Raw genomic sequence first — 19,589 nt, 5'->3', positions numbered from 1 at the left:
GCCTCCCGCGCAGCTCAGTAATGAGGCATCGAAGGATCGACCTTCGCCGCCCACTCGGCCACGCCGCCGGCAAGATTGATCACCCGCTTGAACCCCTGGCGCTTGAGGAACATCCCCACCTGGGCGCTGCGCCCGCCATGGTGGCAGACCACCACCATGACCTGCTCGGGGTCGAGTTCGCCGATGCGCCCGGCCACGGTGCCCATGGGCATCGGCACCGAACCGTCGATGTGGCACAACTCGTATTCCCAGGGCTCGCGCACGTCCAGCAGCAGGGGTTTGATCTTGGCGGGATCGGCAAGCCACTCGGCGAGCTGGACGGGGGTGATCTCGTGCATGGAAAACCTCAGAAGCGGAAGCTGTCCTGGCGCGGTGCGTTCTTCAGCATCGGCACCAGGGTTTCGAAAATGTCTTCGGTCAGGAAGCGGCCCTCGGCCTCGCAGGTGATCAGGCGCGCCTTCATCACCGGCGCTTCGCCCACGAAGGCGAACAGGCGGCCACCCACCTTCAGTTGTTCAAGCAGTGCCTGGGGCACGACCGGCAGCCCGCCCGACACCACGATCACGTCGTAGGGCGCGCGGCTCGCCCAGCCCTGGGCGGCATCGCCCTCTTCGACGATGACGTTCTCGACCCCGTTGCGCGCCAGGTTGGCGTGGGCAAACCGGACCAGTTCGGGCTCGATGTCGACCGTGCGCACCCATTCGACGCGGGCGGCAAGCAACGCGGCGAAGTAACCGCTGCCGGCGCCCACTTCGAGCACGGAGTCGGAGCGGTGCAGTTGCAGCGACTGCAGGATCTTGCCTTCGATGACCGGCTTCAGCATGACCTGGCCCTGGCCGAGCGGAATTTCCACGTCGGCGAACGCGAGCGCGCGGGCGGCGGCCGGCACGTATTCCTCGCGCTTGACCGTCATCAGGAGGTCGAGCACTGCCGGATCCAGCACATCCCAGGGGCGGATCTGTTGCTCAACCATGTTGAAGCGCGCTTTCTCGAAGTTCATCTAGGACTCCCACCTAAATATTAGCATGCGCTAAATTAGAATAATCTAATACTAGCGTAATCGAATGAAAAACCTTCACATTCTAGCGCCTTGAACGGCCTCCATGTTCGCCCCCGAGGGTGGCGCCGGCGGCAGCGGCGCGGGAGCGCGGCGGATGCGATACCAGGCTGCATAAAGGGCCGGCAGAAAGAGCATCGTCAGCACCGTGGCAACAGTCAGTCCGCCCATGATGGCGACGGCCATCGGCCCGAAGAAGGCCGAGCGCGACAGCGGTATCATCGCCAGGATCGCCGCCGCGGCCGTCAGCACGATGGGACGGAAACGCCGCACCGTCGCCTCAACGACGGCGTCCCATGCCGTGCGGCCGGCGTCGACGTCCTGACGGATCTGGTCGACGAGGATCACCGAGTTGCGCATGATCATCCCCGACAGCGCGATCGTCCCCAGCATGGCGACGAAGCCGAAGGGTTTGTTGAACGCGAGCAGGAACACCGTCACCCCGATCATGCCGAGCGGCGCCGTCAGCACCACCAGCAGCGTGCGGGAGAAGCTCTGCAACTGCAGCATCAGCACGGTAAGCACCACCCCGATGAACAGCGGGACGCCGGCGGCCACCGAGCCACCGCCCTTGCTGCTTTCCTCCACCGCGCCGCCGACCTCTACCCGATACCCGAGTGGCAACGCGGCGCGGATCGCCTCGATCTGCGGGCCCAGCTGCTGCACGACGACCGCGGGCTGTGTACCGCCGTACAGACTGGCGCGGACCGTCACGGTGGGAATCCGGTTGCGCCGCCAGATCACGCCCTCCTCGAAACCGTATTCGAGCGTCGCCAGCTGCGCGAGCGGAACGCTGCGCCCGCCCGACACCGGCACCGCGAGATCGGACAGCAGCCCGAGGTGCGCGCGCTCCGCGCCCGCGCCGCGCAGCACCATCTGTATCGTCTCGGTGCCCTCCCGGAACTCGCTCACCGTTGTGCCTTGCAAGGAGGTGGCCAGCAGGCCGGCCAGATCGCGGCTCGACACCCCGAGCAGGCGCGCCTTGTCCTGGTCCACCTTCAGGCGGATCGATTTCGCCGGCTCCTCCCAGTCGAGGTGGACATTGGAAAGGTTCCGGTCGGTCCGCATCGCCTCGGCCACCCGATGGGCAATCGTCCGCAATGTGTCGATATCCTGGCCGCTGACCCGGTACTGCACCGGGAAACCCACCGGCGGGCCGTTCTCCAGCCGGTTGATCGTGGCCCGCAAGGGCCAGGCCTCATCCTCGAACAGGCGGATGAGCCGGCTGCGCACCGCCTCCCGTTCTGCGATGCCCTTCGTCAGCACGACAAGCTGGGCAAAGTTGGTCTGCGCAAGCTGCTGGTCGAGCGGCAGATAGAACCGCGGACTGCCCGCCCCCAGCCACGCCACGAAGTTCTCGACCCCCTCCTGCTGCTGGAGCCAGCCTTCGAGCCGATGCACCGCGCGCTCGGTGGCCTCGTGGGAGGCGCCTTCGGCCAGTCGCAGGTCGACCAGCAGCTCCGGCCGGGTCGAATCGGGGAAGAACTGCTGCGGCACGAAGCGCACGAAGACGACGAGCGACAGCACGAAGCTCGCCAGCGTCAGCGCGATGACCAGCCAGCGGTGCGCGACGCACCAGCCCACCAGCGTGCGCAGCCGGGTGTAGAAGGGGGTGTGGTAGATGGCGTACTCGTCGTGCTGGGCGTGGCCGTGCGACGCGCGCGCCTGCAGACGGGCTGCCAGCCCGGGCGAAACGCGTCCGATCCAGCCTGCGAGCCGTGACGGCCGGCCGTTCCGGGCGCGGAAGTCCGGCAACAGGTGATAGCCGAGGTAAGGGACGAACAGCACCGCCGCCACCCACGACACCAGCAGCGCAGTCACCGTTACCTGGAAGATGGACCTCGTGTACTCGCCGGTGGACGACGCCGCGGTTGCGATCGGCAGGAAGCCGGCAGCGGTCACCAGCGTGCCCGACAGCATCGGCATCGCCGTGCTCGTGTAGGCAAAGCTGGCCGCCTTCGCCCGCTCCCAGCCCTGTTCCATCTTGGTTGCCATCATCTCCACCGCGATGATCGCGTCGTCCACCAGCAGGCCGAGCGCGATGATCAGCGCGCCGAGCGAGATCTTGTGCAGGCCGATGCCGAACAGATGCATGAACAGGAAGGTGATCGCCAGCACCACCGGGATGATGATCAGCACCACGACGCCGGTGCGAAAACCGAGCGACAGCAGGCTGACCGCCATCACGATGATGACCGCCTCGGTCAGCACCTGGACGAACTCGCCCACGGAATTGCGCACCGCCCGCGGCTGGTCGGTAACGCGCTCGAAGCGGATGCCCACCGGCAACTGGGCCTCGATCCGCGCCGCCGCCTCGTCGAGGTGGCGCCCCAGCGCGACGATGTCCCCGCCCGCGCGCATCGCCACGCCGATACCGAACGCATCCGCGCCGTTAAAGCGCATGCGCTCGCTGGGCGGATCGACGTAGCCGCGCCGGATCTCCGCCACGTCGCCGAGACGGAACACGCGTCCCTGGGCACGGATCAGCGTGTCGGCAATCGCCTGCAGGTCGTCGAACTGGCCTGAGGGGCGCAGCCAGATGCGTTCGTCGGCGGTTTCGAAGAAGCCGGATCCGGCCTTCGCGTTCTGTGCCGACAAGGCGGCGGCGATGTCGGCCAGCCCCAATCCGAAGGTGGCCAGCTTGGTGTTGGACAGCTCGATGTACACCCGCTGCGCCTGCTCGCCGAAGAAGCTCACCTTGCCGACATCCGGGACGCGCAGCAGCTCGCCGCGGACAGCCTCCGCGTGGCGCTTCAGCTCGGCATGCGAGATGCCGTCTCCCACCAGCGCAAAGATGTTGCCGTAGGTGTCGCCGAACTCGTCGTTGAAGTAGGGCCCCTTCACGCCGGCCGGAAGGTAGTCGCGGATGTCGCCGACTTTCTTGCGGACCTGATACCAGATCCCCTCAACCTCGCGCGCCGCGGTCGAATCCTTGGCAAGCACGAGCACCATGGATTCGCCCGGCTTGGAAAAGCTGCGCACGAAATCGAGCTGGGCGATCTCCTGCAGTTTCTTCTCGATCTTGTCGGTCACCTGCTGCTCGACCTCGCGCGCGCTCGCGCCGGGCCATTCGGTGCGCACCACCATGATCTTGAAGGTGAAGGGCGGGTCCTCCGATTGCCCCAGGCGCGAATACGCCAGGATGCCGATCAGGCTCAGTGCGATCAGGCAGTAGAGCACCAGCGCGGGATGGGCCAGCCCCCACGCGGAGATATTGAAGCCGCGGCGCCGGCTCATCGCTGCGCATCCAGCGCGACCGGAGCACCGGATTCCACCGCCCGCACCGCCTCGCCTTCAACCAGCTTGTGCACGCCCGCAATCACCACGCGCGTACCGGCCGGCGGACCACCGCGCAAAGTGGCACCGCGTTCGTCGTAGGCCAGCACCTCCACGGCCACCGGCCGTACCCGCTCCTCGTTGTCCACCACCCACACCACCGCGCCTTCGCCCGCGCGCGTGACTGCCGCCGCCGGCAGCACGCGTGAATCAGCAGCGTCGGTATGGAAAGTGGCGCTGGCGGTAGCACCCAGCGGCAACCCGGCATCAGGCAGCGCAATCCGCAGTGCGTAAGTGCGGGTTGCGGCGTCCGCCATCGGCGCGACTTCGCGGACACGGCCGCGGTAAGTCTGCAAGGGCGCGCTCCACAGCCGGACTTCGGCCTCCCGCCCCGGCACCAGCTCGCGCATCCGCCCCTCCGGCACATGGACCAGCAGCTCGCGGTTGCCCGGCCGCGCCAGCGTCATCACCGCTTGCCCCTCGGCCAGCACCTGTCCCACCTCTGCTTCCAGCGCGGTGACGACGCCGTCGCTGTCTGCAACCAAGGCGGTGTAGCCGCTCTGGTTCCGCGCCGCGGCCGCCTGCGCCTCCGCCTGGCGCAGCTTCGCTTCGGCCGCTTCGCGCGCGCTGCGGCGCGCGTCCAGGGCAGAGCCGCTGATGAAGTTCTGCGCGCGCAGCCCCACCGCCCGCTCGTATTCCGCCACTGCCAGCGCGGCATCGGCCCGCGCCGCCGCCACCTGGGCCGCCGCTGCGGCAGCCCCCAGCTCCGCGTCGCGCGGATCCAGCCGCGCCAGCACCTGACCGCGCCGTACCTCGCTGCCCACCTCGACCTTACGCTCCACCAGCTTGCCGCCGATGCGGAACGCAAGCGGACTTTCGTAGCGCGCCCGGATTTCCCCCGTGTATAGCTCGGCGGATTCGACCGCGCCGGGCTCCGCAAGCCGCTGCACCAGCACCACACGCGGCGCGGCCGGCGGGGGCGGCGCCTCGGAGCAGGCCACCAGCAGCAGCAACGCGGCGATCGGCGCCAGAACGGAGCGCGGGTTCATCGGGCAACTCCGGCGGGCACGGGGTCGTTGCGCAGCCCGTGGAGGACCAGGTCGATATGCGCATCGACATAGGCGCGCGGTTCGATGGGGGTGGCGCAGCAGGTGGCGAAGGAATGGCGCCACATCGACAGGTGCACCAGCGGCGCGATCAGCAGCGTGCCGACCAGATCGAGATCGACCGCGCGGAACACGCCGGCATCGATGCCGCGCCTGACCGCGGTGCGCAGCAGCCCGAGCCCGCGCTGGATGACCGCTTCGTTGTAGTAGGCCGCCACGTCGGGGAAATTGCCCGCCTCGGACATCATGAGCTTGGGCAGGCCGCCCAGCTCGGTGCTGCCGATACGCTCCCACCACGCATGCAGGAAGGCGCGCAGCAGCGCAACCGGGTCGTCGGCGAAGGTTTCCAGCATCGCTTCGCCCGCGTCGATCGCGGGCACCACGCCTTCACGGATGACTGCCTTGAACAGCGCTTCCTTGCTGTCGAAGTACAGATAGAGCGTGCCCTTGGACACCCCCGCGCGCGCGGCGACCTCCTCCAGACGCGTGGCGGCGTACCCCTTCTCGACAAACAGCGCCAGGGCGGCGGCAAGCAATTCCTGCGGCCGGGCCTCCTTGCGACGCACCCGCGGCCGCTGCGCGCCGCCGCTCCCCACCTGCCCGTCCTTTACCTTCATGCCGACCTATCCATTTCGACTTAATTACTAACCAGTCAGTCATTAAAGAAGGAAGACGGGGCGATTTCAAGCAGTTTTTTTGCTACCGATGCGCCCAGGTCGCGCCCGGGATGCATCCCTCCGGCTCCATCCGGGCAAGAACCGCGGCGCCCTCGCGCCGGTTGCCAGCCGAAGCCACGCCATCGCCGGCTAGCGTGCCGACGATGCGAAGCGCACGCGCATCGATCTCCACGCCGCCGTCCGCGTACCACACCTGCACGCGCCCGGCCTCCGCGTCCAGCGCCATGGCGCGCGGACAGGCCCCCGCCGGCAAGCGCACGCTACCGAGCGGGATCACTCCGCCGCGCAGTCCGTAGGCCTCCAGCCGCGGCGGCTCGGCCAGCAGACGGAACACCTGCTGGCGCTCGCGCCACTCCAGCTCGACCGGCGCCGACGGCCGCTGGCAGGCAGCCAGCATCAACACCGCCAGCGCAAGCACCGCCACCCCGGTCCACCGCCGCGCCTCAGGCGGGGGATGCCGCTCTCCGTTTTCGCGCATGTCCGTGTCCTTGACACTGCCTGATCGAGAACCAGACACTACCGGACACTTCGAGAATGAAAATGGACACTCGCGCCGCCGCGCCGCAACCCGTACCGGTGGCGCGGGCAGTACGCCGCCGGTCGTGCGGCCGGCCCGTCCGCTTGCCCAAGGAGAACCCGATGCTGATGGTGAGCCTCGACAGCACCCACCCCACCCCGCTGGTGGAACAGATCGTGGGGGCGGTGCGCAGCCAGATCGACGACCGCATCCTGCGGCCCGGAATGCGCCTGCCGCCGATCCGCAAGTTCGCGGAAACCCAGCGGGTAAGCCGGTTCACCGTCGTCGAGGCGTACGACCGCCTGGTCGCGCTCGGCTACCTGCGCTCGCGCCGTGGTTCGGGCTTCTTCGTCGCGCCGCGCCACGAGGGGGGCGACGGCCGCCCCCAGGCGGAAACGGACCGCGCGGTCGATGTCGCATGGCTGATGCGCCAGGTCCTCGACGACCGCCCGGGCCTGATCAAGGCCAGCGCAGGCTGGCTGCCCGACGACTGGCTGGACCAGGACGGCCTGCGCCGCCACCTGCGCACACTGTCGCGCCGGGCGGACGCGCGCCTGACCGGTTACGGCACGCCCCAAGGCTATCTGCCGCTGCGCCAGCAACTGCAGGTGCGGCTGGCGGAATTCGGCATCGGCGCCGCGCCGGGGCAGATCGTGCTCACCGAGGGCGCCACCAGCGCGCTCGACATCGTCGCCCGCCATCTGATCAAGCCCGGCGACACCGTGCTGGTGGACGACCCCGGCTACTACAACTTCTTCGGCAACCTGCGGCTGCAGGGCGCCAAGCTGGTGGGCGTGCCGCGGCTGGCGGACGGCCCCGACGTCGAGGCGCTGGAAGCGCTGCTCGAACATCACCAGCCACGCGTGTTCTTCACCCACTCGGTGCTGCACAACCCCACCGGCTCGGACCTGTCACCGGCGGTCGCTTTCCGCATCCTGCAACTGGCCGAAAAGCACGACTTCCTGATCATCGAGGACGACACCTACGCCGACTTCCATCCGCACAACAGCGCGCGGCTGGCCACGCTGGACCAGCTCGAACGGGTGATTTTCGTCGGCAGCTTCTCGAAAACCCTGTCCGGCAGCCTGCGGGTCGGCTTCCTCGCGGCGCGGCCGGACCTGGTGGCCGAAATGACCGACGTGAAGCTGCTGACCACGCTGTGCTCATCGGAATTCAGCGAGCAGCTGGTGTATCAGATGCTGACCGACGGCCACTACCGCAAGTACCTGGAACGCATGCAGAGCCGACTGGCGCAGGCGACCGAAACCACGCTGCGCTTGCTGGAACGCTGCGGACTCGAAACCTTCGTGGAGCCGCGCGGCGGCGTATTCGTGTGGGCGCGCGTGCCCGAGCTCGACGACAGCGCGGCGCTCGCCTCCCGCGCCGCGCTGCAGAACATCATGCTGGCGCCGGGCAAGGCCTTCCGCCCGCAGATGCAGGCCAGCCCGTGGCTGCGCTTCAACGTCGCGTTCTCGGCAGAGAAAGTGCTCGAACGCTTTCTCGGCGACACGCTCGCGGCACTGTGAGCACGGCGCGCGTCAGCGCGATTCGAGGATCAGGCGGCCGTTGGCGGGCTGGATGGGTCGCGCGTTGCGCGGATACAGGCGGGCGAAGATGCCGAGCTGTTCGTCCGAGATCGTGACCGGCGTCTTCATCACCACCCACAGCACGCCCTCGGTGCAGGGCGGCGTGGTGAGCGAGCCCATGTAGAGGAAGTGGCCGGGACTGGCCGGCAGCAGCGCGCCGAGGTCGATCGACGACGCCGGCATGTAGGCAGTCCCCTTCTCCAGCGGCAGGTTGTTCCACAAGGCCTGCAGCAGGGGGTTGGCTTCGGCGCCGCGCTCCAGCATCACCGACACCATGGCCAGCCGGCCCTCGGCATCGCGATGGTGGAAGTGGACCGTCATGTCGGCCGCGCGCCCGCCCACGCGCTCCTCGGAAGGACGATGCAGCGTGAAATGGGTCAGCTCGTAGCGCCGGCCGCGCACTTCCATGCCCATACCCTCACCCACGTTGACCTGCAGCGTGGTGCCCGTGTCGGCGATGCGGAAGCGCGTGCTGCGGTAGTCGAAGCGGACCGGCTCGAGGTCCACCCCCACACCTTCGCGCAGGTCGATCGGCGACTGGCGTTTGCCGTCGCCGCACACCCGCCAGTCGGGCCGCAGCCGGGCCCAATGCTCGGGGCCGGTCTCGCCGTCGTAGCTCCACCTCTGCTCCAGGGCGGCGGGGCGCGGTGCCGCCTCTACCGGCGCAGGCGCCGCGCGCGGGGCCGGCGCGCGCGCGGCGGACTGCACCGGGGTGGGGACGGCCGGCGCCGCCGGCGCGGCAGCAACAGGCGGAGCACCCGGCGTGCCGGGCAACACCGGGGTGGTCGGGGTGGCCGGGGTGGCCGGCGCCGCGGCCGCGGTGGAAACCGGCGTCGCTGCAGGAGTCGCGGGCCGGGCAGCGGCCGCGGCCTGGGGCGCTTGGAAGTCGGCCGGGCGCAGCCCCTCGCTGCGGGGGGGATCGCGGGTTTCGGCGGCACCTGCGCGGGCCACCACGGCAGGCGCGGGCCCGGCAGCGGGCGTAGCGGCCGGTTCTGTTTTAGGGGGAACGGGCGGAGTCGGCGCGGCGCCCTTGGTCTCGGTGCGTGCGCTCGGCGCCGGCTTCAGCTCGGCAGCCGCGGGCTTGGCGGCGGGCGTCGGCACCGGGCGGGTTTCTGCAGCCGATCGGCCCGCCGCGGCGGCAACCTTCTGCAGATCGCTGACGGTGGGCGGGCGGCACACCTCGCGCCACATCCGCTCGTCCACCGAATTGCGGGTGACCATCACCGGGCTGGTGTCGGTCACCGCCTCTTCGCGGACGACCCGGCCGGCGGTGTCGAGGTATACCCGCTTGATCGTGAAAAAGCTGCGGTTCATGCAGTCGTAGCGATTGAGCGCGCGCACGGTGCCGTAGCCCGCCTTGCGTGCCTCCTCGGGCGCCAGCACCACCCGCCCCCACGAGACCTTGGTGCCGCGATCGGAATCGAAGATGCTGGCGCGGTCGATCTCCACCCGGCGCTCGCGGTCGCTCAGCACCAGTTGCCACTCGTCCGCATGGGCGTGCGGCACCCACCCGGGTGACAGGGGCAAGATCAGCAGCGCGGCGAGGTGACGGAGCTTCATGGTGCGATCCGGGAGGCTTACAGCTCCTGTTTCGGCAAGCACAGGAATATCTTGAGCGTAACCAGGCAGACCTTCTCGCCCGCGCGCACCCGGTCACGGCCGCGCACAGAAGCGCGGCGTGTCGCTTGTCAGTGGATGAGGCATCCAGTATCGTCGCGGGCTTGCCGTTAGGGGTGCCCGCGCAAGGTTGCGGCGGGCTGAGAGAGTCCCTCAACACCTGATCCGGATCGTGCCGGCGTAGGGAAACGCGTTCATGAGTTCATCCAGCACCCATCCCAGTTCCATCCCGAATGTGCTTTCCATCGCCGGAGTCGATCCGAGCGGTGGCGCCGGCATTTTCGCGGACATCAAGACCTTCTCCGCGCTCGGTGCCTATGGCTGCGGTGTCATTGCCGCGCTGACCGCGCAGAACACCCAGGCGGTCACCGGCGTGCATGTGCCGCCGACCGACTTCCTGCGCCTGCAGCTCGACACCCTGTTCGCCGACGTCGCGGTGCACGCCACCAAGATCGGCATGCTCGGCAGCGCCGAGGTCACCGCCACCGTCGTCGACCGCCTCGCCCACTGGCAGGCCGCCAACGTGGTGCTCGATCCGGTCATGGTGGCCAAGAGCGGCGACACCCTGCTGGCGAAGAACGCGATCGCGATGATGCGCGAGGCGCTGTTTCCGCAGGCCTTCATGATCACCCCCAACCTGCCCGAAGCCGGGGTGCTGCTGGAGCAGCGCGCACCGGAATCGGTGAAGGAGATGTACCGCGCCGCCGAGCGCCTGCGCGAGCTGCTGCCGCTGTCGTCCGAGCGCTGGGTGATGCTGAAGGGTGGCCACCTGCCCGGCAGCGAGGTCGTCGATCTGCTGTTCGACGGCGACCGCATGATCGAACTGCCGGCGCCGCGCATCGACACCAGGAACACCCACGGCACCGGCTGCACGCTGTCGTCGGCGATCGCCGCACTGCTGCCGCAGACCGCCGGGGGCTTCCGCGGCGTCGAGGCGGCGGTGCGCCAGGCACGCCAGTGGCTGCTCGGCGCCATCGCCCATAGCGGCGACCTCGGCGTCGGCAGCGGCCACGGCCCGGTGCATCACTTCCACGCGCTGTGGCGACGCTGAGGCGGTCGCGCCGTCCGTCCACATCCGCACATTCCACAAGAAGCAGTCCTCAGCCTGCCTGCTCCATACCCGTACCCCAGGAGACCCCTATGAACGCCAAGGAACACTTCATCGCCACCGAGGCCAAGGTCGACGAAGCCGCCATCGCCCCGCTGCCCAATTCGCGCAAGATCTACGTCGAAGGCTCGCGCCCCGACATCCGCGTGCCGATGCGCGAGATCCGTCAGAGCGACACCCCGGCCTCCTTCGGTGCCGAACCCAATCCGCCCATCTTCGTGTATGACTGTTCCGGCCCCTACACCGACCCGGCCGCGAAGATCGACATCCGCTCCGGCCTGCCGGCGCTGCGCGCGGGCTGGATCGCGGAGCGTGGCGACACCGAGCAGCTCGCCGACCTCAGCTCCGAGTACGGCCGCCAGCGTGCCGCTGACCCCAGGCTGGACGAACTCCGCTTTCCGGGCCTGCACCGCAAGCCGCTGCGCGCCAGGGCCGGCGCCAATGTCACGCAGATGCACTACGCGCGGCGCGGCATCGTCACGCCGGAAATGGAATACATCGCGATCCGCGAGAACCTGCGCCGCAAGGACTACCTGGAATCCCTGCTCGCCGCCGGCCCCACCGGACAGAAGATGGCTGCGCTGCTGACCCGTCAGCATCCGGGCCAGAACTTCGGCGCCGCGATTCCCAACGAAATCACCCCCGAGTTCGTACGCGACGAGGTCGCCCGCGGCCGCGCCATCATCCCCGCCAACATCAACCACCCGGAAACCGAGCCGATGATCATCGGCCGCAACTTCCTGGTGAAGATCAACGCCAACATCGGCAACTCGGCGCTCGGCTCCTCCATCGCCGAGGAAGTCGACAAGATGACCTGGTCCATCCGCTGGGGCGGCGACACCGTGATGGACCTCTCGACCGGCAAGAACATCCACGAAACGCGCGAGTGGATCATCCGCAACAGCCCCGTGCCGATCGGCACGGTGCCGATCTACCAGGCGCTGGAAAAGGTCGACGGCAAGGCCGAGGACCTCACGTGGGAGATCTTCCGCGACACCCTGATCGAGCAGGCCGAACAGGGCGTGGACTACTTCACCATCCACGCGGGCGTGCTGCTGCGCTACATCCCGCTCACCGCCAACCGCATGACCGGCATCGTCAGCCGCGGCGGCTCCATCATGGCGAAGTGGTGTCTGGCGCATCACAAGGAAAGCTTCCTCTACACCCACTTCGAGGACATCTGCGAAATCATGAAGGCCTACGACGTGGCCTTCTCGCTCGGTGACGGCCTGCGCCCCGGCTCCATCTACGACGCCAACGACGAAGCCCAGCTCGGCGAACTCAAGACCCTGGGCGAACTCACCGACATCGCCTGGAAGCACGACGTGCAGGTGATGATCGAAGGCCCGGGCCATGTGCCGCTGCACATGATCAAGGAGAACATGGATCTCCAGCTCGAGCAGTGCAAGGAAGCGCCCTTCTACACCCTGGGACCGCTCACCACCGACATCGCGCCGGGCTACGACCACATCACCAGCGGCATCGGCGCCGCCACCATCGGCTGGTATGGCACCGCGATGCTGTGCTACGTGACGCCCAAGGAGCATCTGGGCCTGCCCAACAAGCAGGACGTCAAGGAAGGCATCATCACCTACAAGCTCGCCGCCCACGCGGCTGACCTCGCCAAGGGCCACCCGGGTGCGCAGATCCGCGACAACGCGCTATCGAAGGCACGCTTCGAGTTCCGCTGGGAAGACCAGTTCAACCTCGGCCTCGATCCGGACAAGGCCAAGGAATTCCACGATGAGACCCTGCCCAAGGAATCGGCCAAGGTCGCGCACTTCTGCTCGATGTGCGGGCCGCACTTCTGCTCGATGAAGATCACACAGGACGTGCGCGACTTCGCCGCCCAGCAAGGGGTGGACGAAGCCGAGGCCCTGCAGAAGGGCATGGAGGTGAAGGCGGTGGAGTTCGTCAAGAGCGGCGCCGAGGTCTATCGCAACGTGTAAGCAGCCCCGTCCGGGTTGTTCTGCAAACGGGCCGCGTACGCGGCCCGTTGCTTTTACGGCGCCGCTTTTTGGGCGCCGAAATGCAACGGCAGCGGCGCGATCGGGCTAAACTGCCGGGCTGACATTCTTTCGCGCCCGTCGTCCCCTCCCCGCGGGCGCCCCCGTTTTTCATTCCAAGCGCATGAAGTCACCCGACAGCTACACCGAAGCCGATGTCATCGCCTGGCTGGGCCAGCACGAGGTGGACAAGGGACGTGCCTACCTCGCCGCGGTCACCCAGCTGGAACGCAAGGGCGACATCCTCCACGCGCGCGTGCGTGGCAGCCGGACCACCCCGTACCAGGTCAGCGCGCAGGTGCGCAGCGACCCCTGGCGCGGCACCTTCCTGCTGTCGCACTGCAGCTGTCCGCTCGGCGACAGCTGCAAGCACGTCGCCGCCACGCTGTTGTCGTGGCTGGCCCGGCGCGACGGGCCCGAACGCCCGCGCGACCAGGTCCTCGCGTGGATCGACGCCTTCCGCAGCGCGGCCGGCCAGGCCCCTACCGCGGCGGGCGAGCCGCGCCGGGCGGCACCCTCGGTGCATGCGCTGCGCTACCTGATCCACGACCAGGCCGACGTGCAGGACTATGTCGTGAGCTGTCACAAGGTGCGGCTCGACCGCCAGGGGCAGATCCGCAGCGCCGAGGGCTGGAGCAACTTCGAACGCGCCTTCGAGGCGCCGCCGGCCTTCGTGGACGAGGTCGACCTCGACATCCTCGGCCTGCTGTGGTCGCAGCGCCCGCGCACCCGCTACCTGCCCTACGCGCTGCCGCTCGCCGGCCGCAACGCCGCGGCGCTGATGGAAAGGCTGGTGGCGAGCGGGCGCGCGCACCTGGATACGCTCGAATCGCCGCCGCTGCAGGTGGGCGAGCCGCGACCCGGGGTGCCGGAATGGCGCACCACGCGCGAAGGACTGCGCGCCCCCGGCCTGCGCCTGACGCCCCCGGCGGACCGTGTGCTGCCGCTGTCGCCGCCGTGGTACGTGGAACGCGCGACGGGCGTCGCCGGCCCGGTGACACTGGAACTGCCGGCCGAGCAGGTGGTTCGCCTGCTGGCGCTGCCGCCGCTGACGCCCACCGAGGCGGAGCTGGTCGCCGACACCCTGCATGACGTCGCCCCACAGTTGCCCGCCCCGCTCGCCACCGGCGAGCCGCCGCTGCGCCTCGACGGCGCGCCGCTGCCGGTGCTGCGCATCGCGACGCTGCCGGTGATCGGCGTCGATTACCGCGACTACCCCGGCTACAGCGTCAACCGCTTCGACTACGCCACGCTCGCGTTCCGCTACGGCCCGCTGACGGTCGAGGCCGCGGACACCGCACTGTTCCACGTGCTCGACGACGGCCGCAGCGCACGCCTGACGCGTGATCGCGCCGCCGAGGCCGCCGCCGCGCGGCGCCTGACCCAGAGCGGCTTCGGCAAGGTGCCGGCGCACGCGGTGCACACCGGCCACGGCGCCACCCCGCCGCACATGCTGGGCCTGGCGAGCGAGGCCGACTGGGTGCATTTCACCGCCGAGGACATCCCCGCGCTGCGGCGCGAAGGCTGGGTGGTGGACATGCCGGAGGACTTCCGCCACCACGCGCTCGACATCGACGAACTGCTGCTCGACGTAGATGAACAGGGCGGCTGGCTCGATATCTCGCCGGGCATCGAGGTGGAAGGCCGGCGCGTGTCGCTGGCGCCACTGCTGGCCGAACTGTTCGCGCAGGACCCGCGCTGGCTGTCGGGCGGCCTGGAGCGCATCGCCGACAGCGAGCCGATCATCCTGCACCACGACATTCTCGGCCGCCTGCGCCTGCCCGCCGGCCGCCTGAAGTCGCTGGTGCGGGCGCTGGTCGACCTGTTCGACAACGCCACCGGCGAGCACATGCGGGTCTCGCCGCTGGACGCCGGCCGCCTTGCCGCGCTGCAGCTGCCGGGCCGCGGCGCGGACACGCTCGCGGCCTACGCGCGCCGCCTGCGCGACGCCACCGGCATCGAAGCCGTGCCCCAGCCGAAGGGCTTCAAGGCCGAACTGCGGCCCTACCAGCTCGAAGGCCTGGCGTGGCTGCAGCACCTGGTGCGCAACAACCTCGCCGGCATCCTGGCCGACGACATGGGGCTGGGCAAGACCGCGCAGACGCTCGCCCACCTGCTGGCTCTGAAGCACGCCGGCAAGCTCGACCGCCCTGCGCTGGTCGTGCTGCCGACCTCGCTGGTGTTCAACTGGCAGGCCGAAGCCGAACGCTTCGCGCCCGAACTGCGCGTGCTGAAGCTGCACGGCGCCGATCGCCACGGCCTGTTCGAGCAGCTCGAGCCCGGCAAGCGCAAACCGCGCGTGGATGTCGCAATCACCACCTACCCCTTGCTGTGGCGCGACGAAGAAGAACTGCAGGCGCGCGAGTGGAGCATCCTGATCCTCGACGAAGCGCAGACGGTGAAGAACGTCGCCAGCAAGGGCGCGCAGGTGATCCGCCAGCTGAAAGCGCGCCACCGCCTCGGCCTCACCGGCACGCCGCTGGAAAACCACCTCGGCGAACTGTGGGCGCAGTTCGACTTCCTGCTGCCCGGTTTCCTCGGTGACGCCAAGCACTTCACCAAGACCTGGCGCACACCGATCGAAAAGCACGGCGACACGGTGCGCCGCGACCTGCTCGCCGCGCGCCTGCGGCCCTTCATCCTGCGCCGGCGCAAGGAGGACGTGGCCACCGAACTGCCGCCCAAGACCATCATCGTGCGCAGCGTGGCGCTCGAAGGCGGCCAGCGCGACCTCTACGAAACCGTGCGCGCGGCGATGGACAGCAAGATCCGCGACGAAATCGCCGCCAAGGGCTACGCCCGCAGCCAGATCGTCATCCTCGATGCGCTGCTCAAGCTGCGCCAGGTGTGCTGCGATCCCCGCCTGCTGAAGACCACCGCGGCTGCCGCCAAGGTCAAGGAACGCGCCAAGCTCGACCTGCTGATGAGCATGCTGCCGGAGCTGATCGACGAGGGCCGGCGCATCCTGGTGTTCTCGCAATTCACCCAGATGCTGGCGCTGATCGCCGCCGAACTCGACAAGGCCAAGATCGGCTGGGTGGCGCTGACCGGCGACACCCGCGACCGCCGCATTCCGGTGGAGGACTTCCAGAAGGGCCGCGCGCCGGTATTCCTGATCAGCCTCAAGGCCGGCGGCGTCGGCCTCAACCTGACCACCGCCGACACCGTGATCCACTACGACCCGTGGTGGAACCCGGCCGCCGAAAATCAGGCCACCGACCGCGCCCACCGCATCGGCCAGGACAAGCCGGTGTTCGTGTTCAAGTTGATCTGCGCCGGCAGCATCGAGGAACGCATCCTGTCACTGCAGGACAAGAAAGCCGCGCTGGCGGCCAGCGTGCTGTCGGAAGACGCGAACGCGCTGGCGAAGTTCGGCGAGGCCGACATTGCCGCGCTGCTGGCGCCGCTGCCGCCCGGGTAAACGCAAACGGCCCGGCTGGGCCGGGCCGTGTCGTCGCTGCAGCCGCTGGAACAGTCAGCGCGCCGCAGCGGGTTCGGCGACGAAGATTTCCACCCGCCGGTTCTGCGCCCGCCCCGCCACAGTGCCGTTGTCGGCGATCGGCTCGCGCGCGCCGCGGCCGTCGATGGCGATACGGCTGCCCGCCACGCCGCGCGCGACCAGATAGTCGCGGGTAGCAGCAGCGCGATTCACCGACAGCGGGTTGTTCACCGCATCGCTGCCGGTGCTGTCGGTGTGGCCGATGATGCTGACGGTGGTGACCGTATGCTGGTTGAGCGTGTTGGCGAAGCGGTCGAGCACCGGGCGCATCTCGGGCTTGATGTCGTAGCGCCCGGTATCGAAGGACACGTCGCTCGGGATGTCGAGCTTGAGCCGGTTGTCCGCCGTCTGCGACACGCTGACGCCGGTGCCGGCGGTGGCACGCTCCATTTCGGCCTTCTGCGCCTGCATGCGCTGCGACCACAGGTAGCCGCCGCCGGCGCCGATCGCGGCCCCGGCCGCCGCGCCGATCGCGGTGGCCTCACCGCGGTTGCCCTTGCCCGAGGTGGCGGCGCCGAGCACCGCGCCCGCGGCCGCGCCGATCGCGGCGCCGGTGCCGGTATGCCGCTGCGTATCGCTCATGCCGGCGCAGCCGCCCAGGCCGGCGGCAACGAGGGACAAGCAGCTGAGGGAGATGACGATGCGTTTCATGCGAGCCTCCGTTCTTGTTCGGTGGTGATATTTCGACTCTCGGTCGGCCCGTTGATTCTGGCGCCGTGGCGCCTTGCGGTTCGCGCGCGAATGCAACAAAGGATGTAGGTCGCAGCGTGTCAGCCGCGCACCGCGTTGAACACCGTGTAGCCCGCCCAGGTCATCACCACCGAGCCGGCCACATGCGCCAGCAGGTGCAGCGCAAACCCGCCCCAGGCGCCGCGCTGCAGGAAATGGAAAGACTCCGCCGAATAGGTCGAGAAGGTCGTCAGCCCGCCGAGCAGGCCGGTGGTCAGCATCAGCTTCAGCGCCGGCGACAGCGTGGGCCAGGCCTGGATCGCGGCCAGCGCCAGCCCCATCAGGAAACCGCCCAGAAGATTTGCCGCCAGCGTGCCGAGCGGCATTGCCGCGAACAGCGGATTGAGCCAGACCCCCAGCCCCCAGCGCAGCCACGCCCCACACGCGGCCCCGCCGCCGACCGCAAGAAAAGCCGATGCCTGCATGACGTCTCCGGAATGAAAAATGCGCGCGCGCAGTGTAGCCGAGCGCTGTAACCGGGCGACACAAAACGCCGGCCGGACGGGCCGCTCTGCCCATCGGCTACAATTGCGCGCATTCGCAATCCGCATGCAACGCGGCGCCCCGCGCCGCCGGGACTATCCGACCGATGAATCCGAACGACAACAAGGACGGCGCGCCCGCCGCTCCCAGCAACTTCATCCGCAACCAGATCGACGAAGACAACCGCAGCGGCAAGTGGAGCGGCCGCGTCGAGACGCGCTTCCCGCCCGAACCCAACGGCTACCTGCACTACGGCCACGCCAAGTCGATCTGCCTGAACTTCGGCCTGGCGGAAAGCTATGGCGGCGCCTGCCACCTGCGCTTCGACGACACCAACCCGGAGAAGGAAGAGCAGGAATACGTCGATTCCATCATCGAGGCGGTGCAGTGGCTCGGCTTCGACTGGCGTGAGCACCTCTACTTCGCCTCCGACTACTTCGACATCATGTACGCCTGCGCCGAATCGCTGATCAAGGCCGGCAAAGCCTATGTCGATTCGCTGTCGGCCGAGGAAATGCGCGCGCTGCGCGGCACGCTGACCGAGCCGGGCAAGGACAGCCCGTTCCGCACCCGCAGCGTCGACGAGAACCTCGACCTGTTCCGCCGCATGCGCGCCGGCGAGTTCGCCGAAGGCACGCACGTCCTGCGCGCCAGGATCGACATGGCGAGCCCCAACATCAACCTGCGCGATCCGGCGATCTACCGCATCCGCCGTGCCACCCACCACCGCACCGGCGACAACTGGTGCATCTACCCGATGTACACCTTCGCGCACCCGATCGAGGACGCGATCGAGAACATCACCCATTCGATCTGCACGCTCGAATTCGAGGACCAGCGCCCGTTCTACGACTGGCTGCTCGACGCGCTCGCTTCCGCCGGCCACTTCCCGCGCCCGCTGCCGCAGCAGATCGAGTTCGCCCGCCTCAACCTCACCTACGTGGTGCTCTCCAAGCGCAAGCTGATCCAGCTGGTGGACGAAGGCCATGTGGACGGCTGGGACGACCCGCGCCTGCCCACGCTGGTCGGCGCGCGCCGCCGCGGCTTCACCGCCGAAGGCTTCCGGCTGTTCGCCGAACGCATCGGCGTGACCAAGTCGGACTCCTGGATCGACATGAGCACGCTGGAAGAATGCATGCGCGAGCACCTCAACGAGGCCGCTGAACGCCGCGTCGCGGTGCTCGACCCGTTGAAGCTCGTCATCACCAACTACGCCGCAGGCGCCAGCGAGCAGTGCCACGCGCCCAACCATCCGCTCAAGCCCGAACTCGGCAAGCGCGACATGCCCTTCGGCCGCGAGCTGTGGATCGAGCGCGAGGACTTCATGGAAGAGCCGGTGAAGGGCTTCCACCGCCTCTACCCCGGCAACACCGTGCGCCTGCGCTACGGCTACGTGGTGAAGTGCACCGGCTGCGAGAAGGACGCCGACGGCAACGTGACCGCCGTGCTCGCCGAATACATGGCGGACTCCAAGTCCGGCACGCCCGGCGCCGACAACTACAAGGTCAAGGGCAACCTGCACTGGGTGTCGGCCGCCCACGGCTACGCCGCCGAGATCCGCCTCTACGACCGCCTGTTCGCCCATCCGCACCCCGGCCAGCGCCGCGAGGGCGATCCCGAAGGCTACGAGCGCAGCTTCCTCGAAGACATCAACCCGGACTCCAAGCGCGTCATCCGCGCCTGGCTGGAACCCGCGCTGCGCGCCGCCAAGCCGGAAGAACGCTTCCAGTTCGAACGCCACGGCTACTTCGTCGCCGACCGCCGCGACTCGGTGGACGGCGCGCCGGTGTTCAACCGCACGGTGACGCTGAAGGATTCGTGGGCCAAGGGCGGAAAGTGAAGCGTTTAAGCGCTCATCGCAGCGAGCACCGCGGCCATTCCCCCTCCCCTTCAAGGGGAGGTTTGGGGCGGGGATGAGGTGCTCGCCC

The 19,589-nt window shown here is 68.8% G+C and carries 14 protein-coding genes and 1 riboswitch; of the genes, 5 read left to right on the top strand and 9 right to left on the bottom strand.

Annotation, left to right across the window (positions count from 1 at the left end; translation table 11 throughout):
* Positions 1-14 precede the first annotated feature (14 nt).
* From dqs_RS04525 to dqs_RS04500, 6 genes are all read right to left on the bottom strand, one after another.
* Positions 15-338, bottom strand: coding sequence for a rhodanese-like domain-containing protein (locus dqs_RS04525; protein ID WP_065339790.1), 324 nt, complete (start codon positions 336-338; stop codon positions 15-17).
* Positions 339-346: 8 nt separating this feature from the next.
* Positions 347-1,000, bottom strand: a complete 654-nt coding sequence (locus dqs_RS04520; RefSeq protein ID WP_011764582.1) for a protein-L-isoaspartate O-methyltransferase family protein — start codon at positions 998-1,000, stop codon at positions 347-349.
* 75 nt (positions 1,001-1,075) lie between these two features.
* Positions 1,076-4,294, bottom strand: coding sequence for an efflux RND transporter permease subunit (locus dqs_RS04515; protein ID WP_065339789.1), 3,219 nt, complete (start codon positions 4,292-4,294; stop codon positions 1,076-1,078).
* Positions 4,291-5,382, bottom strand: a complete 1,092-nt coding sequence (locus tag dqs_RS04510) for an efflux RND transporter periplasmic adaptor subunit (RefSeq protein WP_065339788.1) — start codon at positions 5,380-5,382, stop codon at positions 4,291-4,293. The genes dqs_RS04515 and dqs_RS04510 overlap by 4 nt, the downstream gene beginning before the upstream one ends.
* Entirely contained in the window at positions 5,379-6,056 is a 678-nt protein-coding gene (locus dqs_RS04505; protein ID WP_065339787.1) for a TetR/AcrR family transcriptional regulator, read from the bottom strand. The genes dqs_RS04510 and dqs_RS04505 overlap by 4 nt, the downstream gene beginning before the upstream one ends.
* A gap of 82 nt (positions 6,057-6,138) precedes the next feature.
* Positions 6,139-6,594, bottom strand: a complete 456-nt coding sequence (locus tag dqs_RS04500; protein WP_157108142.1) for a hypothetical protein — start codon at positions 6,592-6,594, stop codon at positions 6,139-6,141.
* A gap of 161 nt (positions 6,595-6,755) precedes the next feature.
* On the opposite strand from dqs_RS04500, the gene dqs_RS04495 reads away from it, so the two are divergent.
* Complete coding sequence (locus dqs_RS04495) at positions 6,756-8,159, top strand: aminotransferase-like domain-containing protein (protein WP_011764577.1); 1,404 nt, start codon at positions 6,756-6,758, stop codon at positions 8,157-8,159.
* 12 nt (positions 8,160-8,171) lie between these two features.
* Here dqs_RS04495 and dqs_RS04490 read toward each other — a convergent pair whose 3' ends face one another.
* On the bottom strand, positions 8,172-9,779 hold the full coding sequence (locus tag dqs_RS04490) for a carbonic anhydrase (protein WP_065339785.1): 1,608 nt from the start codon (positions 9,777-9,779) through the stop codon (positions 8,172-8,174).
* Positions 9,780-9,938: 159 nt separating this feature from the next.
* Positions 9,939-10,040: riboswitch (TPP riboswitch) on the top strand.
* On the opposite strand from dqs_RS04490, the gene thiD reads away from it, so the two are divergent.
* The 3 genes from thiD to dqs_RS04475 all read left to right on the top strand — a co-directional run bounded on the left by thiD (position 10,033) and on the right by dqs_RS04475 (position 16,371).
* Positions 10,033-10,887, top strand: a complete 855-nt coding sequence (gene thiD, locus dqs_RS04485; RefSeq protein ID WP_065339784.1) for a bifunctional hydroxymethylpyrimidine kinase/phosphomethylpyrimidine kinase — start codon at positions 10,033-10,035, stop codon at positions 10,885-10,887. It overlaps the preceding riboswitch by 8 nt.
* An 89-nt stretch (positions 10,888-10,976) precedes the next feature.
* The gene (gene thiC / locus dqs_RS04480) at positions 10,977-12,893 is read left to right on the top strand and encodes a phosphomethylpyrimidine synthase ThiC (protein WP_011764574.1); all 1,917 of its coding nucleotides are present in this window, start codon (positions 10,977-10,979) and stop codon (positions 12,891-12,893) included.
* A gap of 181 nt (positions 12,894-13,074) precedes the next feature.
* Positions 13,075-16,371, top strand: a complete 3,297-nt coding sequence (locus dqs_RS04475; protein WP_065339783.1) for a DEAD/DEAH box helicase — start codon at positions 13,075-13,077, stop codon at positions 16,369-16,371.
* Positions 16,372-16,425: 54 nt separating this feature from the next.
* Here the strand turns inward: dqs_RS04475 and dqs_RS21225 are convergent, their stop codons facing one another.
* Both dqs_RS21225 and crcB read right to left on the bottom strand, forming a co-directional pair.
* A complete protein-coding gene (locus dqs_RS21225) occupies positions 16,426-17,100 on the bottom strand; it encodes a YiaD family glycine zipper/OmpA-like lipoprotein (protein ID WP_011764572.1) in 675 nt (224 codons plus the stop codon).
* 119 nt (positions 17,101-17,219) lie between these two features.
* Positions 17,220-17,603, bottom strand: a complete 384-nt coding sequence (crcB, locus tag dqs_RS04465; protein ID WP_065339782.1) for a fluoride efflux transporter CrcB — start codon at positions 17,601-17,603, stop codon at positions 17,220-17,222.
* A gap of 164 nt (positions 17,604-17,767) precedes the next feature.
* On the opposite strand from crcB, the gene dqs_RS04460 reads away from it, so the two are divergent.
* Positions 17,768-19,501 carry a glutamine--tRNA ligase/YqeY domain fusion protein gene (locus dqs_RS04460; RefSeq protein WP_065339781.1) on the top strand — a complete coding sequence of 578 codons (1,734 nt, stop codon included), beginning with the start codon at positions 17,768-17,770 and terminating at the stop codon, positions 19,499-19,501.
* Positions 19,502-19,589: the final 88 nt, after the last annotated feature.

The organism is Azoarcus olearius, from assembly GCF_001682385.1.
GTDB lineage: Bacteria > Pseudomonadota > Gammaproteobacteria > Burkholderiales > Rhodocyclaceae > Azoarcus > Azoarcus olearius.
This window is presented reverse-complemented; position numbering and strand designations above follow the sequence as displayed.